The 15,218-nt window shown below is 63.4% G+C and carries 10 protein-coding genes; all 10 read left to right on the forward strand.

Annotation, left to right across the window (positions count from 1 at the left end):
• Positions 1–139 precede the first annotated feature (139 nt).
• Positions 140–3,532: a tetratricopeptide repeat protein gene (locus KUV45_RS01085; RefSeq protein ID WP_222162343.1), complete on the forward strand. Its 3,393-nt coding sequence runs from the start codon at positions 140–142 to the stop codon at positions 3,530–3,532.
• A 403-nt stretch (positions 3,533–3,935) separates the two neighbouring features.
• Positions 3,936–7,922 (forward strand): bifunctional diguanylate cyclase/phosphodiesterase, encoded by a 3,987-nt coding sequence (locus KUV45_RS01090; RefSeq protein ID WP_222162342.1) that lies wholly within the window; start codon positions 3,936–3,938, stop codon positions 7,920–7,922.
• Positions 7,923–8,026: 104 nt separating this feature from the next.
• Complete coding sequence (locus KUV45_RS01095) at positions 8,027–9,778, forward strand: HD domain-containing phosphohydrolase (RefSeq protein ID WP_222162341.1); 1,752 nt, start codon at positions 8,027–8,029, stop codon at positions 9,776–9,778.
• Positions 9,779–9,904: 126 nt separating this feature from the next.
• Positions 9,905–11,308, forward strand: coding sequence for a flagellar filament capping protein FliD (gene fliD / locus KUV45_RS01100; RefSeq protein ID WP_222162340.1), 1,404 nt, complete (start codon positions 9,905–9,907; stop codon positions 11,306–11,308).
• A gap of 53 nt (positions 11,309–11,361) precedes the next feature.
• A complete protein-coding gene (gene fliS, locus KUV45_RS01105) occupies positions 11,362–11,772 on the forward strand; it encodes a flagellar export chaperone FliS (protein WP_222162339.1) in 411 nt (136 codons plus the stop codon).
• Between the two features lie 16 nt (positions 11,773–11,788).
• Positions 11,789–12,187 (forward strand): flagellar protein FliT, encoded by a 399-nt coding sequence (gene fliT / locus KUV45_RS01110; RefSeq protein ID WP_224851937.1) that lies wholly within the window; start codon positions 11,789–11,791, stop codon positions 12,185–12,187.
• Entirely contained in the window at positions 12,184–13,473 is a 1,290-nt protein-coding gene (locus KUV45_RS20360; RefSeq protein WP_222162338.1) for a flagellar hook-length control protein FliK, read from the forward strand. Before fliT ends, KUV45_RS20360 begins: the two co-directional genes overlap by 4 nt.
• Complete coding sequence (locus KUV45_RS01120; RefSeq protein ID WP_206941899.1) at positions 13,463–13,747, forward strand: EscU/YscU/HrcU family type III secretion system export apparatus switch protein; 285 nt, start codon at positions 13,463–13,465, stop codon at positions 13,745–13,747. Before KUV45_RS20360 ends, KUV45_RS01120 begins: the two co-directional genes overlap by 11 nt.
• 293 nt (positions 13,748–14,040) lie before the next feature.
• Positions 14,041–14,361 (forward strand): flagellar transcriptional regulator FlhD, encoded by a 321-nt coding sequence (locus KUV45_RS01125; RefSeq protein WP_206941902.1) that lies wholly within the window; start codon positions 14,041–14,043, stop codon positions 14,359–14,361.
• Positions 14,362–14,363: 2 nt separating this feature from the next.
• Positions 14,364–14,942: a flagellar transcriptional regulator FlhC gene (flhC, locus tag KUV45_RS01130; protein WP_206941904.1), complete on the forward strand. Its 579-nt coding sequence runs from the start codon at positions 14,364–14,366 to the stop codon at positions 14,940–14,942.
• Positions 14,943–15,218 lie beyond the last annotated feature (276 nt).

Consider the following 15,218-nt stretch of genomic DNA (forward strand, 5'->3'; position numbering starts at 1 on the left):
TGGCTCGCAATGGGCTACGCAGGGTCCCTGGTTGGCATCAACGAACCGATAACACCCGAATATGAGGGCTGTTCGACGCTTTGACCTGTCAACGGCCGACCTACCATGACAGCGCTCCCCACTCCCTGAGGAAACCGTCATGAGCCAACTCCAGCGTCCACCAAAACGCCACGCCACACCTCAAAGGGGGGCCAAGCTCATTAAGATCGATGTAGAGAAGGCCCTACGGCAGGTAAGCGAGCGCCCCAATGACCCTGAAGCGTGGCAGCAACTGGGGGCCGTTCAGCGTCGCCTGGGACGCCTGCAAGAGGCTCACGACGCCTATCAGCGAGCCATTGCACTCGCACCGAATGACGCTCACTACCACCTGGAACTGGGCAAGCTGGAAATTCGTATCGGCAATTTTGCCGCGGCAGAGCAGGCGCTGGTACGTTCACTCGGTTGTCAGGCGAGTGCCGAGGGCCACCGCCTTCTGAGCCACGTTTATGACACCCAGGGCCATAAAGCCCGCGCACGCGCAGAGGCGGAGCAAGCCTTGGCCATGTCTCCTGACGATGCCGCTTGTCTCTCCACACTCGCCGCCAGTCTGGCCTCAGGGTTCGAGCTAGAGCGCGCGCGCGAGCTGTATCACCGGGCGGCCAGGCAAGATCCTTCAAGTTACCTTCCCTACAACAACTTAGGGGGCGTGGAAAGCCAATTGGGCCATCTGGATGCGGCGATCACCGCTTATCGCAAAGCCCACAAGATCGAACCAGAGGCGCCGCTGCCATTTTCCAACCTGATTACCACGCTGCACTATCATCCTGCCTACCAGCAGTCGCAGATCCTGGCGCTTGCTCGACAGTGGAGTGAGCGTTTTTCCGCGTCTACGCCACTCACGGCCGACACACCGCGAACCCCCGACAGAGCGCTGCGTATCGGCATGCTGTCCGACGGCTTCCGTGGGCACCCGGTAGCACGCATGATCACCGCCGCATTGGAGAAGGTGGACACGTCCAACCTCGCGTTCACTCTCTACAGCACTAGCCTCTGGGAAGATGCCTACACCCGTCGCCTGAAGGCCCTTGCGACCGACTGGGTCGAGGTCAAGCACCTTGGCAACGAGGCCTTTGCACAGCGCGTGCGCGACGATCGCATCGATATCCTGTTTGACCTGGCCGGTCACAACGCCGGGACCAGGATGCAGGCCATGACCATGAAACCCGCCCCGCTGATCGTGAAGTGGGTAGGGGGGCTGATCAACACCACCGGCGTCGAGGCCATCGACTACCTCTTGAGCGATGCCATCGAGACGCCGCCGGGCTGCGACGATGACTACGTCGAGAAGCTGATCCGACTGCCAGACGATTATATCTGCTACGAAGCGCCCCCCTATACGCCGGAGGTCAATGCCTTGCCGGCGAAGGCCAACGGCTATATCACCCTCGGCTGCTTCAACAATGGCACCAAGCTCAACGACGTTCTGCTGACGGAGTGGGCCACCTTGATGAAGCAGCTGCCAGAATCACGCCTGCTGCTGAAGAGCCAGCAGTTCAAGGGAGCCGAGCGGGGCGCCAGCATCACTGCTTTTATGGCCGAACAGGGAATTTCCGAAGAGCGGATAATGATCGAGGGTCCCTCTCCCCATGGCGAGCTGCTCAAGACCTATCACCGAGTCGATATCGCGCTGGACCCCTGGCCCTACTCCGGGGGGCTGACGACCTGTGAGGCCTTCACCATGGGGGTGCCGGTAGTCAGCTTGCCTGGCCCTACCTTCGCTGGTCGCCACAGCGCCACCCACCTGATCAATGCCGGCATGCCGGAGCTGGTGGTCTCGAGCTGGGACGAATATCGTGAGCGGGTCATCGAATTGGCATCGGATCTCGATAGTCTGGCCACCATTCGCCGTCACCTGCGTGAAGTGCTGCTGGGTTCTCCCGTGTGTGACGCCAAGCGCTTTGCCCGTCACTTCACCCACGCTGTCCGGGCAATCTGGCAACGCCATTGCGAGAACAAGGCCCCCGCCGCGTTGACCTTCGACAAGGAAGGCAAGGCCACCTTCGAAGGCGACAGCGCCCCCGTCGAGATCGTTCCTGTCGAGCCCCTCGACAAGGCCACTACCGACGACGGCTTCCGCTGGAACTTCGAGGGCCGCATCATCGTCGTGGACAACGGGGCGCGACTGCTGAAAACGCCGAATCCACGCGCATTTCTCGATCTCGACGCCTTCGGTGTGGTGGCCTTCGACCCGGCAAGCCAGGTGAAACAGCCCGAGTTTCTCAAGACCCGAGACGACGTCGATCTGTTTGCCCACGCTTGCCTTGGCGATGGCACGCCCGGTGAGCTGCACGCCACCCTGGATGCAAAGCACAGCTCGCTTTTGCCGCCGGAGCCCGCGACGCGACTCCAGGAAACATGCGCTCAACCCATGCAGTGTCTGACTCGGCTGCCGATCAGCACCATTGCCCTGGACAGCATCGAGGGCCTACCCACCATCGACTGGCTATCCCTGGATCTCTCGGGAGATACCATGGCCATTCTGGAACATGGGGAAAAAGCGCTGCAGGACGCACTCTTGCTGCAGGTTCAGGTGCCCTTTCAGCCACTCTATGAAGGTCAGCCCGACTTCGCCCAGGTTAGCCACTGGGCCCACCGCCATGGCTTTCGGTTCTATCGTTTCAATACGGTTCAGCAGGCCCCAGCAGCCCAGCTCTCGGCCTCGCTTGGCGCCAGTGAGTGGCTATCAGCGGATGCGCTCTTCATTCCCGACGAGCCGCGCATGGCAAGCCTTGCACCCAACCGGATAACCAAGCTTGCCTTCGTGGCACACACCATCTTTCATGCCAAGGATCTGGCCTGGCAGCTATTGCACAGGGCTGGCAGAGAGGCAGGCTACCTGGAAGCCGAATCGGCCTCTATCACCACCGGTGATATCACGGACTCACCTGCCACCGAAGAGCCAGAGGACAGCGCCGTTCGCCTACCAGATGCCCCCCACATGACGGTGTCCGAGCAACAGCTGTTCCTGGACGCACTACGCAAGACGCAGCGCTATTTCGAGTTCGGCTCGGGTGGCTCGACGATATGGGCAACTCGCGAAGGCATCAGCGTCCATGGCGTCGAAAGCGATGCCAACTGGGTTCAGGCGCTACGCGAAGCCTGCGGCGAGACTTGCAAGGTTCGCAGCGTCGATATCGGCAGCACCCGCGAATGGGGATTCCCCGTCGACACCAGGCCAGACGAACGCTTTGAGGCCTATAGTCTAGCCATTCACGACATGGCCGACGCGTTTGACCTCATTCTCATCGACGGTCGCTTCCGCGTCGCCTGTACACTGCAAAGCATTATCCACACCATGCGGAACGCCGACCGCCCACGGGACACTCGCCTCTTTTTGCATGACTTCTGGGATCGTCCCCACTACCACAGCGTGTTGGAGTTTCTAGAGGAAGAAAAACGGGTGGACACTGCCGGCATCTTCCGCATTAAAGAAGGCCTGTCGCTGGAAAGGCTCGAACAGCAATGGCACGTCTTCAAGCATGACCCCGCCTGACGCATGATGTCCGAGGGGCGGTACTGGCCGCCAGTATCGCTCCTCCCTATGCCCAATCGCTGAGGCATCCGCGATGCGGTTGTTCTTGCGCGATCAATACTGGACTCTTGTCCACCTTTCCTGATCAGATCGGCCGCAACCGTTGCCTTATATCGTCGATACAGGTTAGCGAATCAGGGGCATTCAGGTATGTTGAGGGGTGATATGCCACCACGCGGCACGTGGTGACATCGCGTGTCGTGTGCCGCGATCCGAAGTTGCCTTCGATGGCGGCGGCAAGACGCTGCCACAGGCATCTATCAACGCTGGCACCTGCCATGCTGGAAGCGTGGTATCAAAGCAGCACAGTACCAAGGAAACGCGAGCGCCACGCATCACCGGCGCGAGGGAGGTCGAAGGTAGGATGCCGTTCAGACTTCGTGATGTAGCAGAAGACACCTGGCTGCTGATGGCCTCCTGCGGGATGTTGATGGTGGGAGCGGCAGGCCTCGCTGCCTGGCTGATTCAGCCGGGGGGCCAGCCATTGCTGGTACCCGATGTCGCGTTGGCCAGCCTGGCAGGCGGTGGCGGTGTGCTGCTGCAAGTGCTGGGTTACGCCAAGGGGCGCATGCTCTGTGGTGCCTTGACGCTGCTGCTGGCGCTATACGCTATTGTCCACGACCTGGTCGCCAGCGGCCCCACGGACGTCTTCTCGCTGCTAACGGGAGGACCGCGCATGACCAGCTGGGCCGGCATCTCGATGCTGCCGGGCTGCGTCGCCTTGATCGTTGGCGTGGAACACCGCCACGGGCGCTTCTGGTGGCGCCTTTCCGGCACCCTGCTGCTGCTTGTCGGCCTGCTGTTTACGGTCTGGCTTTTGATTCCCGGGCAAGCTCCGCAGATCTGGCAGGTGACTCGCAGCACCTCACCGATGGCGGTCTGTCTGCTCTACCTGCTGGCCGGCCCGGCATCGCTGGTGCTGGCCTCTCGTCCGCCCACACGACCACTGCACCTGCAACGGGCCAGCGTCGCGGTGGCCTGCGCTGGCGTGCTGCTCAGCAGCCTGGCCTGGCTCTCGCTGAATCATGTGCGCCAGAGCCACGTCAAGCTGGAAGCCGAACACACCCTGACCAGCATCGAACAGCGCGGCCACGACCAGATGGCGCTGCATCGTCGCTGGCTCGACCGTCTGGCCAATCGAATCGGCGACCAGAGCAGCGACGTGGAAACCCTGGCCGGGATGATCACCTTCTACCTGCGCGATGTGCAAAGCCTGGAAAGCCTGTCCCTGTATCGCGGCGAAGAGCGCCTGTGGCAACGCTCCCGGCGCGCCCAGCCCGCCATCTGCCATGCCAGCACTCCGCTGAACCTGCCTGCTGGCGGAAGCCTTGAACTGGAGCTTCCCGACAATCCCTTGTCGGCACCGGCACGCATGGTCAGAACTCTGGCCGATGGGCAGCTCAGGCTGATTGCCTGCATCGACCTTCCCGGGACCCTGGCACCTGCTGTGGCTGACGACACCACCATCCTGGCCATGCAGGATGTCGATGGCGACTGGTGGTGCGGCTTCGGTCAGGACAGCATCGAGGTCAAGGACCCCACCATTCCGCGGCTGGCTGAACTCTCCCTGTCACTGGATGGGCGTACCCTGAGCATGCGCGCCCTGCCCGGCCCGGCCAGCCCTTGGTGGCTGGCCGGTAGCCTGCCGGCGCTGATCACCCTGATCGGGCTCGTGATGTCCTACAGCCTGGCCCTGACGCTGTCGTTGATGCGCACCCTGCTATGGCAGACCCACAGCCTGGTCGCCACCCAGGACCAGCTGGAAAGCTATCAGGGCATTCAGTCGATGATCGCCCGCGAGGCGCCGCTGGCGGAAACCCTGGAAGCCTGCTGCCGACTGGTCGAAGGCCAGCTGCCGGATGCCATCGCCACCGTACTAACGGTCGACGAAGGTGACGAGACCTTGAGCCTGATCGCCGGCCGTGGTCTACCCGCCGACCTGTCCCCCCTGCTGGAGCGCACGCCCATCGGCGACACCTTCGGTACCTGGGCCATCGCCGCCAAGGACAAGGCTACTCGCGTCAGCGAAGACATCAGCCACGACCCGACCTGCGCCGGCATTCATCCACGCCTCCTGGACAGCGAACTGAAAGCCTGCTGGGCCTTCGCGGTGACCGCCAGCGACGACCGCCTGCTGGGGGTAGTCAGCCTGTTCTTTCACTCGCCGGCCACCCTGGAAGAGACACACAGTCGCCGGATCGAGCGCTGCCTGGAGCTGATCGCTCTGGCGGTGGAGCGCGACCAGGACCGCCAGGCTCTGATCCAGAGTGAGCAGCGCTACCGCTCGCTGTTCACCTACAACCCGGATGCCATCTACTCGCTGGATCATGAAGGCATCTTCATCGCCGCCAACACCACCTGCTCGACCCTCACCGGCGTGCCGCTGGACGATATCCTCGGCCGTCACTACGACATGTTCGTCAAGGACCGGGACCGCGGCTGGGTCAGAGAGGCGGTGCGCAAGACCCTCAAGGGAGAAGTCACTCACTACACCCTGAACATCACCACCCCGCTGGGCAAGCGGGTGATGGATATCACCAACCTGCCGATCATGATCGAAGGGGACATTCGCGGCACCTTCGGCATTGCCAAGGACGTCACCGAGCGCCACACCCAGGAAACCCAGCTGCGTATCCTGCAGCGCAGCGTCGAGGCCAGCATCAACGGCATCGTGATTGCCGATGCGCGCCTGCCGGACTTCCCCATCATCTATGCCAATCCGGCATTCATGCGCATGACCGGCTATCCCGAAGATGAAGTGCTGGGCCGCAACTGCCGTTTTCTACAAGGGGGGGAAAGCGACCCCCAGGTGGTGGAGCGCATCCGTCGGCAGCTGGCCAATCGCAGTGAGGTGCGCGCCACCCTGCGCAACTACCGCAAGAATGGTGAAGCCTTCTGGAACGACTTGTACATTTCTCCGGTGACGGATGCCGACGGCGACATCACGCACTTTGTCGGAGTGCAGCACGATATTTCCGAGCACAAGGCCTACGAGGAAAGCCTGGCCTACCACGCCAGCCATGACGCGCTCACCGGGCTTGCCAATCGCGCGCTGTTCGAGGATCGCCTGCGTCACGACTTTGCCCTGGCCAAGCGTCAGCACCATCACCTTGGCGTACTGTTCATCGACCTCGACGAATTCAAGCCGATCAACGACAGCCTTGGCCACGACGTCGGTGACAAGGTGCTGGTGCAGGTGGCCCAGCGCCTGACCGACGCGCTGCGTCCCGGTGACACGGTGGCACGCTTTGGCGGTGACGAGTTCGTGGTGCTGCTGCCGGACCTGGAACAGCCGGAACAAGCGGTCAGCCTGGCCGAACGCCTGCTGCCCACGGTGGCACGGGCCTACCGGGTCGGCGAGCACGAACTGCACATCACCGCCAGCATCGGCATCGCGGTCTCCGACGACTCGACCCTGGAGCCCATGCAACTGCTACAACAATCCGACATGGCCATGTATCGGGCCAAGCACCAGGGCCGCAATGCCTTGCAGCATTTCAGCCAGGACATTCACTGGGGCATGTCGGAGCGAGTGGCCATGCGGCACGACCTGCAGGCCGCCATCGACAACGACCAGCTGCGCCTGCACTACCAGCCGGTATTCGACAGCCACAGGGCGATCATCGGCGTCGAGGCGCTGCTGCGCTGGGAGCATCCGGTGCGCGGTCAGGTGCCGCCCCAGGACTTCATTGCGCTGGCCGAGGAGACCGGACAGGTCATCGCCATCAACCACTGGGTCCTGACCCGGGCCTGCAGCGACCTGCAACTGCTCAATGAGTCAGGGCTACGCGGCCTGGCGGTGGCGATCAACCTGTCGCCCCTGCAGTTCCGACGGGCCAACTTCCTCGAGACCGTGCGCGACACGCTCAATCGCACCGGCATCGACGCCCAGCAGCTGGTCCTGGAACTGACCGAGGGTATCCTGATGCATGACACCAACAGTGCCATCGAAACCCTCCAGTCACTGCGGGACATGGGGGTGGAAGTCGCCATCGACGACTTTGGCACCGGCTTCTCGAGCCTTGGCTATCTCAAGCATCTGCCGGTCAGCACCGTGAAGATCGACCGCACCTTCGTCAAAGGCCTGCCTGACAACCACGAGGATGGCGCCATCCTTCAAGGCATCATCGCCATGGCCCATCACCTGGGCTTGATGGTGGTGGCAGAGGGCATCGAACACGAGGCACAGTGGCAGTTTCTTAACCAGCATCACTGCGATGCCTTCCAGGGCTTTCACCTGGCACGCCCCATGCCCTTTGACCAGCTTGAACAGTTCCTGGGCGAGCACTCGCTGGCCACCCAGGGAGAGGTCATGGCCCGCTCACGCAAGCGCCAGTCACTGCCCGGCTGATACGCTCTCGCCCCCTCGCGAACGTCATATGCCGGCTAAAGATCCACCGCTCCCCGCCGATAACCTGTGCACGAGTGAACAGGCGTCGTCGAGGAGCCCCGCAGGTGGCAGACCAACAAGAATTCGAAACCATCCGTCACCCCCAAGAAGTGGCCCAACTGCTGGACTGCCTGAGTGGGCCGCAAGGCGCCGGTCTGGTGTGGGAGAACAGTGCGGGAACTCCGGCGCCAGTGGTTCTGGTGGAGCTGCTGCCCGGCGAGTCGATCACCCTGGATATTACCGCCGCCGGCGATCTGGGCAGGCGCCTCAAGCAAGGGCAGCCCTTCCGGCTGATGGGCTACTGCGAAGGCATGATCACCCGCACCTCAGTTCTTGAAGCCAGTCAGGGCGAGGTCGTCACAGTGCTCAGTGAAACGGCCCAGGCCGCGGAGGCCGCTCGCCCACGGGGCAGCGGAGTGCCACCGCGCCAGCTGTGGCGCTGTCCCTATCCGGAAACGCTGGAACGACTGCAGCGCCGGCGCAGTTTCCGGGCCAGGCTGCGCCTGGGCATGGCCGCCGAAGCGATCCTGCACGACAGCGACGGACAGCGCTTTTCCGGTGATCTGATCGACCTGTCCATCGATGGCTGTCGCCTCGATCTGCCCCACACCGCCGCGGCACTGCTGGGCAACGGCGGCGCTGCCATCCCCCTGGAGCTGGGCTTTCCTGACGGCTCGCGGCTGACGCTAAAGGCCTGCGTCCAGCATCACCGCTTCGATCCGGAGCGTCGGCTGGTCGAGGCGGGCTTTCACTTCACCGCTGTACGCGCCCACCAGGAGCGCACCCTGTGGCAGCTGGTGAGAGAGATCGAGCGAGAGTCTGCGCGTATCGCCGAGGGGGTCGATTCGCGGCGACCGCCTTCAGCCCTGTTCCAGCCCAGCCAGGGGCGGCGCGGGCCTCGCCTTGGCCGACGCGAGGCAGAAACCTATCCCACCGACATGACCCGACGCCTGTCGCGCATCGCCGGCTACCTGCATGCCCAGGCCTTGGAGCTTGCCCAAGGAGGCTGCATCCATGGCCCGCGCCTGTCTCGCCAGACCGATCAGCTACTGGCGCTCTACGATGAAGACCGCAACGGCCTGATATTTGCGCTGCGCTTCCTGACCCGGGAATCCTGGCCGGTGCGCCATGGACTGTCGGTGGCCATCCTGCTGGTTGACCTGCTGGCCGACAGCCTGCCAGCGGAGCTGCGCAAGTCCATCACCGCCAGCGCCATGATCCATGACCTGGGCAAGGTACTACTGCCCGCCCCCCTGCGACTGACGCCGACCTTTGGTGACGCCGAGCGCAGCCGACTGATCCAGCACGTGGGCTGGTTGAAAGAGCGACTCAGTCACTGCGCCTGGATCAACGCCTCGGTGTTCGAAGCCGTGGCCTGTCAGATCAATGAACGCCTCGACGGCAGCGGATACCCCCTGGGCATTCAGGATGCCGATCTGCGGGAACTGGCCCGGGCCAGCGCAGTGGTCGACGCCATCGATGCCATGCGCGCCCAGCGTCCGGATCGACCGCCCTGGCGTATCGCCGCGATCTACCGCTACCTGCTCGATCATCCTGAAAAGTTCGACAGCGTCTGGGTCAAGCGCTTCATCCAGCGCTTCGGCCTGTACCCGATCGGCGCCCTGGTGCGCTTCAGCGATAACTCCCTGGGCTGGATTCTGGCCCTGGACGACCAGAGCCGACCGGCCTGCGTGCAACGTACGACGGGCAAGCCCCCCAGCCAGGTGCCGCGCGCCCCGCTCGACGGGACCCGGGTCGAGGGCGAGGCCCTGGCGGCGCTCGGCGCCATTCAGGGAGAAGTGATCATCGGCGCCTGATGCAGGCTGGCTCAAGTTGCCAATCACACCGCCGATAAGACGATATACCAAGCACAAGGACGCCTGTTCGAGCCACGGGCCCTCTGGCGTTCTGTCACACTGGTCACACTACACAGGAATCACGACATGGCCTCGATTTCATCGCTCGGCATAGGCTCCGGCCTCGACCTCAATGGGCTGCTCGACCAGCTCGAGGCGGCGGAACGCAAGCAGCTGGAACCCATCGTGGCCCAGCAGCAGAGCTATGAGGCCAAGATTTCCGCCTACGGCACCCTGGAAGGATCGCTCGAGAGCTTCAAGGAAGCGGTCGACAAGCTGGGAGACCCGGCGCTCTACCAGAGCCTGTCGAGCAGTGTCTCCGGTGAAGGCATCACTGCCAGCGCCAGCCAGGCCGCAAGCCCCGGACGCTACGACGTATCGGTGACCCAGCTGGCCCGGGCCCAGAGCCTGGCCAGTGACGGTTTCGCGACCAAGGATAGCGAGCTTGGCGCCGGCACCCTGTCACTGACCGTGGGTGGCGAAGACATCAGCATTACCCTCAGCCAGGAAGACAGCACCCTGGAAGGCCTGCGCGATGCCATCAATGACGCTGAGGCCGGCGTCAGCGCCTCGATCATCGATACCGGCGACGCCAACAATCCTTATCGCCTGGTACTATCCACCAGCAAGACCGGCGTGGACGCCTCCATCAGCGCCATGAGTTTCACCCCTGATGCCGGGGTCACCAGCGATCTTGATACCAAGCTGGCCTTCGATATCGCCACCCCCGACCCCGACGACACCGGCGCTGGCATGCACCAGTCCGTGGCCGGCGCCAACGCCGAGCTCAGCGTCAACGGGATCGCCATCACCAGTGCCTCCAACACGGTCAAGGACGCCATCGAAGGGGTCGAGCTGTCGTTGACCGAGACCGGCGACACCACCGTCAAGGTCGAATACAACAACCTGGCCCTGCGCGAGGCGGTCAGCGGATTCGTCAAGAGCTACAACGAGCTCAAGGGCACCATGGGCACCCTGACCAGCTTCGATGCCGAGACTGGCGCCTCCGGCGAGCTGCTGGGCGATGCCACCCTGCGCAGCATCGAGTCGCGGCTGCGCGGCACCCTGACGGGCGGCGTCGCCCAGGGCGAATTCCGCAGCCTGACCGATATCGGCATCACCCTGCAGCTGGACGGCACCCTGGAGCTGGATGAAGACCGCCTGAACGAGGTCATCACCACCCAGCGCAACGATCTTGCCAGCTTCTTCACCGGTGGTGAGGACGGTGTCGGCCTGGCCGACAGTCTCGATGACACCCTGGCCGCCATCCTGGATGACGGTGGCCTGCTCGACAATGCCACCAGTGGCCTCGAGACCCGCATGGAGAGCCTCGAGCGCCAGTACGAACGCACCGAGAAAAGCATCGATGCCACCGTCAGTCGCTACCGCACTCAGTTCGGCCAGCTGGACAGCATGATCGCCAGCATGAACCAGACCAGCAGCTATCTGACCCAGCAGTTCGATGCCCTCAATGCTCAGTTGAATCAATGACGTTGCGTCCACAACGATGATGTCGTCAGCCCCACGACAAGAGGAAGAGTGAGATGAACCAGGCACAGGCCACTTACGGCCGCGGCGCCGGCGCCTATGCGCGCATGGGAGTAGAAAGCGGCGTGATGTCGGCCAGTCCGCATCAATTGATCGTGATGCTGTTCGACGGCGCCCAGGCCTCGATTCGCGCCGCCAGGCTACACCTGGAAGACGGCAACATCGCGGCCAAGGGCGCCGCCATTTCCAAGGCTCTCGACATCATCAACAGCGGCCTGCGTGCTGTTCTGGATGGCGACAAGGGTGGGGAGGTGGCGATCCAGCTGGATAGCCTCTATGACTACATCGCCCGCCGCCTGCTCGATGCCAACCTGCGCAACGATGTCGCTGGCCTCGACGAAGCCGAACGCCTGATCGAGGAAGTCGCCTCGGCCTGGCGCGAGATCGGCACCCCTAATCACCCCTGAGCGCCCGAGGTTCTCCATGCCCCCGCTTGCCGAGTACCACAGTACCGACACCGCGACCCTGCTGCTGACTCGCTACGAAGCGCTGCTGGCGCTGACCGAGCAGATGCTGACCATGGCCAGCGAGCATGACTGGGACGGTCTGGTGCGTCTGGAAACGGACTACGTGACCCAGGTCACGGCGCTTCAGGGCCCCTTGCCCGCAGACGGCATGAGCGATACCCAGCGCCAGCGTCTGGGTGAGCTGCTCGAGGCCATCCTGCACAATGACCTGGTATTGCGTGAACGTCTGGTCGAACGGCGGGACGAGCTGGGCGAACTGCTCAACGTCTCTCGTAACCAGCAGGATCTGCACCGTGCCTACACCGGCGGTCGCGTGGTGAACGCCGGCGCTCGCTTCCGTCGTGAGACGCCGTGAGCGGCATCACTCCGCTGATCGACACCCTGCTCCACCAGGTGCTGGGCAAGCGTGTCGATGTGCCCCCCGCCAAGGACCCCAACGCCCCGGTCAAGCCGATCGACCCAGGTCGCGGGCCGGGCGCCGTGCACAGCGACTCGCGGCTGGACGCTAGACGTACCGCTCACAGCAGTGTCACCACCTCCGCGCCTGCTTCAGCCGGTGGGGACACTGCACCAAGCGCTGACCGCCCCGCCTCGACCATCACCCAGCTCAGCGCTCCGGGAGCACGTATCGCTGAGCTGCTGGCGCGATTTCCAGCACCGCCTTCGGCGTTGTCGCCGTCACGTCCGCTGCTGGCAACACCACCAGGGCCTGCAGCGGCTGCCCAGCCATCCCCCGCAACGCTGTCGCCAGCCGCAAGCTCGCCACCTCCGCCGGCAGCAACCGCGGCCAGCTCTGCCGCCGCAGCCTCCCTTGCTAGCCGACCGCCTGCGAGTGCGCCTGTTGCTAGTGCGCCTGTGGCTGGCTCACCCGTTGCAGGCGCCCCTCTGGCTGGCCCTTCGACCCCAGCAGTGGCCCAGTTGGCCGAGCGCCTTGGCTCCAGCGTGCGTGACAGTGGCCTGTTCTACGAATCCCACCTGGGACGCTGGCTGGGTGGCGAGCTGGATCGCGCCCAACTCGCTCGGGAGCCACAGATGTGGCGCCCCCTGGTCTTCCGCCCCCTCAGCGATCCCAGCGTGGCGCCTTCGAGCCCATCGGCACTACAGGCGCCCTGGCGAACCACCCAACCCGCCGGCTTCCTGCCCAGCCTGGCACCGGTGGCCCATCCTCGGGGCGATGTCCTGGTCGAAGCGGGCGAGCGGTCCTCGGGACGCCAGGAACCCGCGCAGCCGACCGGCGTTCACGAGAGCCTGGCGCCGCTGGTTCGCCATCAGCTAGAGCTGCTCGCCGCCCCCGTCCTGCGCTGGGAAGGCGATGTCTGGAGCGGGCTGTTCATGGCCCTGGCCATCCATCCGCCTCAACGCGAACCCGATCGGCGCGAAGGGGGCCAGCAACGCGGAGAGGAGCCTGGCGACGAGGGTGCCTGGCGCACGGACATCCAGCTCACATTGCCCGACCACGGCACGCTCAGCGTCACTGCCGTGGTCGGACAACAGCACCTCAAACTGATTCTTGCCACCGCCAGCGAACCCCTCAGGCAGCAGCTGGAACAGGGCCGCGCGACTCTGATCCAACGCCTGAGCGGCCATGGCGTTGGCGAGGTGAGCATGACCATCCAGCGAGGCGCCGACAATGACGGATGACACGCCTTCACGGCGCCAGGCCGTTGCCCTGGCTTACGGCGAGGGAGACAGTGCGCCCAGGGTGATCGCCAAGGGCTATGGGGACATTGCTGCCCGGATCATCGACCAGGCGCGCCAGCAGGGCATCCACGTCCACGACGAACCCGCCCTGGTGGGTCTGCTGATGCAGTTGAATCTGGATGAAAAGATCCCGCCTGCGCTTTACCAGGTCATTGCCGAGCTGCTGGTATGGATTGGCGAGCTGAATGATGTAAGCAATGAAACAAAAAGGTAAATAAATGTACGACGCTAAGTTTACTTGGCTTTTTATGGCGTCGTAAGCGTCGGTTTTCTATGAACATTCATTTTTCTTGATACATATCAGCCAACCAGCGTTGATGCGTTGGCGGCACTCTTGCCTTGCGCCACACTGTTACTGATCGACAATACCCCCGACGAAGGAGTGAAGACGAACACGTAAACGTCACACAGTGGCGATACTCTTCGTCCGCATCCCCAGGGGTGTAACAGTTTTATCTAAAGCTGGCGATGATCAGCAAAAAAGAAAACGATCAAGGCAGGGAACCTATGAGCAGTCACTCACTGATCGACGAGATTCAGGAATTGAATCTTGCCTATCTCTTGCTGGCGCAGCGCTTGCTGGCCGAAGACCGCACCACTGCCAGGCTACGCCTGAACATCAGTGAGGAACAGGCGGATCTTCTCGAGAGCTTCAACGCACGCCAATTGACCCGCCTGTCCCGCACCAACCAGCTGCTGTGCCAGCTTGGCATCGGTTCCACCGACCAGCTGCGCCAAGTCGTGGACAACCCGCGGGAGCAGGGACTTGCCCATCTTCATTCTTCCCTGCTGATGGCCTGCAACTCGGCTCGCGCCGGAGGGGCATGACCATGAGCACCAAGAGTCTGGTCGAGGAGATGCACCAGGTTCAGCTCGCGATCGATTTGATCGAGCTGGGCGCTCGTCTTCAGGTACTCGAGACGGAAACCGACCTGAGCCGGGCGCGCCTGATTCGCCTGTTCAAGGAAGTTCGCGGCATGTCTCCCCCCAAGGGCATGCTGCCGTTCTCCACGGACTGGTTCATCACCTGGCTGCCCAACATCCATTCCTCGCTGTTCTATGCCTACTATCAGCGTCTGCTGGAGCAGGACTGCGAGCGCATGGAGGCTTTCGTCAAGGCTTACCGGCTGTATACCGAGCAGGTCGATATCGACGCCGCCGAGCCGGTGCTGGGCCTGACCCGCGCATGGACCCTGATCCGCTTCTTCGAAAGCGACCTGCTGCAGCTGAACACCTGCACCCGGTGCCAGGGACATTTCGTGGCCCATGCCCACTCCCCCAGCCATGACTATGTGTGCGGCATCTGCCAACCCCCTTCCCGTGCCGGCAAGACCCGCCGTCGCCAGGCGCTGACACAGGACGGCGTCAGCGCCGAGCCGATCGCCCGACCGGTCAAGCACCAAGCCTGATCCAGCCCCGCGCCGAGGGCTTCGCAGCAAGCCCCGGCGTGGTGGTTCCTGCCTCTCTCGCTCCGATTCAGCTCACCTCAGCGGCCCGATCCTCGCCGCCCAGCCCAGCACCGCCGTTGGGATAGCTTGGCGCTCTTCGCGACCACGATGGAGCCGGTGCAAACCCCGACCCGCCGCGAAAAGGCACTTTTTTTCCATGAACGCTGATTTCACGCTCAAGTCCTGCGTGATCAGGCCGATAACACCAGCAGAACGTCTTCCACGTCCCAGCAAAGG

Source organism: Halomonas sp. DP3Y7-2 (assembly GCF_019800795.1).
GTDB classification, from domain to species: Bacteria; Pseudomonadota; Gammaproteobacteria; order Pseudomonadales; family Halomonadaceae; genus Halomonas; species Halomonas litopenaei_A.

Bases quoted from the DNA above. Each gene is read 5' to 3' on its own strand.
- KUV45_RS01085 (WP_222162343.1), top strand. From the start codon at position 140: ATGAGCCAACTCCAGCGTCCACCAAAACGCCACGCCACACCTCAAAGG.
- KUV45_RS01090 (WP_222162342.1), top strand. From the start codon at position 3,936: ATGCCGTTCAGACTTCGTGATGTAGCAGAAGACACCTGGCTGCTGATG.
- fliD (WP_222162340.1), top strand. From the start codon at position 9,905: ATGGCCTCGATTTCATCGCTCGGCATAGGCTCCGGCCTCGACCTCAAT.
- fliS (WP_222162339.1), top strand. From the start codon at position 11,362: ATGAACCAGGCACAGGCCACTTACGGCCGCGGCGCCGGCGCCTATGCG.
- fliT (WP_224851937.1), top strand. From the start codon at position 11,789: ATGCCCCCGCTTGCCGAGTACCACAGTACCGACACCGCGACCCTGCTG.
- KUV45_RS01120 (WP_206941899.1), top strand. From the start codon at position 13,463: ATGACGGATGACACGCCTTCACGGCGCCAGGCCGTTGCCCTGGCTTAC.
- KUV45_RS01125 (WP_206941902.1), top strand. From the start codon at position 14,041: ATGAGCAGTCACTCACTGATCGACGAGATTCAGGAATTGAATCTTGCC.
- flhC (WP_206941904.1), top strand. From the start codon at position 14,364: ATGAGCACCAAGAGTCTGGTCGAGGAGATGCACCAGGTTCAGCTCGCG.